General features: G+C 72.0%; 1 protein-coding gene and 1 pseudogene. Both read left to right on the forward strand.

What is annotated here, in order from left to right:
* Positions 1-268 precede the first annotated feature (268 nt).
* Positions 269-712, forward strand: coding sequence for a hypothetical protein (locus H5J29_RS32900; protein WP_181784792.1), 444 nt, complete (start codon positions 269-271; stop codon positions 710-712).
* Between the two features lie 25 nt (positions 713-737).
* A pseudogene (locus tag H5J29_RS32905) lies at positions 738-1,340 on the forward strand (hypothetical protein); the annotation flags it as partial.

Consider the following 1,340-nt stretch of genomic DNA (forward strand, 5'->3'; position numbering starts at 1 on the left):
CGGCGCCACCGTGATCCCCCCGCCCCGCGCACCCGCGGACGACGAGCACGACAGCCGCTGGGCGACGGACATGACCACTCTGCGCAGGCTCGCGGAGGGTCTTCGACGGAGGCTGCGCTGACCCACTTACCGCCCGTCGCGGAAAACGCCACCGTCGCCGAGGAAACGTCCGAGAAACGGTCTCCACCGCGATTCTGCGATACGGTCCGGGTTCCCCCGTCCCCGTCGTGAAGATCATTCGGTGAACGGATGATCGAAAGGTACATCGATGAGCTCGATCGAGCATTCCCTGGACATGGCCGCCAACATCAAGGGGGCCTTCGCCGTGGCCCTCGTGGACTACGAGAGCGGCATGACGCTGGGCTCGCGCGGCGGCAGCGCGGAGTTCGACCTGGAGGTCGCGGCCCCGGGCAACAGCGACGTGGTGCGCACCAAGATCGAGGTGACCCAGAAGCTCGGCCTGCGCGAGAACATCGAGGACATCCTGATCACCCTCGACAACCAGTACCACCTGATCCGCCTGATCCGCGGCCTGCCGGACGAGAAGCTCTTCCTCTACCTGGTGCTCAACCGCCAGCAGGCGAACCTGGCCATGGCCCGGCGCGACCTGAAGATCATCGAGCAGGAGTTCTACATGTCCCACCCGAACGCCGGGGCCCGCACCCCGCAGGGCGGCGACAGCCAGTACTTCCAGACGCCCGTCCAGCGCTGACCCCACCCCGGAGGACGACGGCCCCGTGCAGAGCATCCCCGGGAGCCCCGGTGTGCTGCGTGCCGCGGCGCGGGAGGTCCTGCGCAGGCCCGAGGTACTCGCCGTCGCGCTCGTGGACGTCGAGAGCGGCCTGACGCTCGACGCGGAGACCGCTGACCGGGTCCGCCTGGACGCCGAGGCGGTCGCCGCGGCACAGGTCGAGGTGCTGCGGGCGACCGCCGACCTCGCTCGGGTGTGCCGTGGGGCGACCACGGAGATCGTCATCCGGCAGGGCAACACCGTGCTGCACCTGGTGCGGCCGCTGCCGGACCCGGTCGGCCAGGGCCTCGCGCTGTCGGTGCTGGTCGCGGCCCCGGAACGGAACCTGCGGCGGGTCCGCAAGGTCCTGGACCGGGTCGACCCGCGCTCGCTCGTCCCGCCGCGACCACCGGCGGGACCGAGCGGAGGGCCCACCGGGGCGCCCTCCGCCCGGCGGCGGCACTCCGCCGCGCCCCAGCCATCCCCCCAGCGGCCCCTTGCCGTTCCCGGTACCGCGCCGCACCCCGCCTCACCGATACCGCTCCAGCGACCCCCCTCGATGCAGGCCCCTGCCGCGGCGACGGTCCGCGTCGCCTCGACACCCACCGCA

The organism is Pseudonocardia pini (assembly GCF_013870575.1).
GTDB classification, from domain to species: domain Bacteria; phylum Actinomycetota; class Actinomycetes; order Mycobacteriales; family Pseudonocardiaceae; genus Pseudonocardia; species Pseudonocardia pini.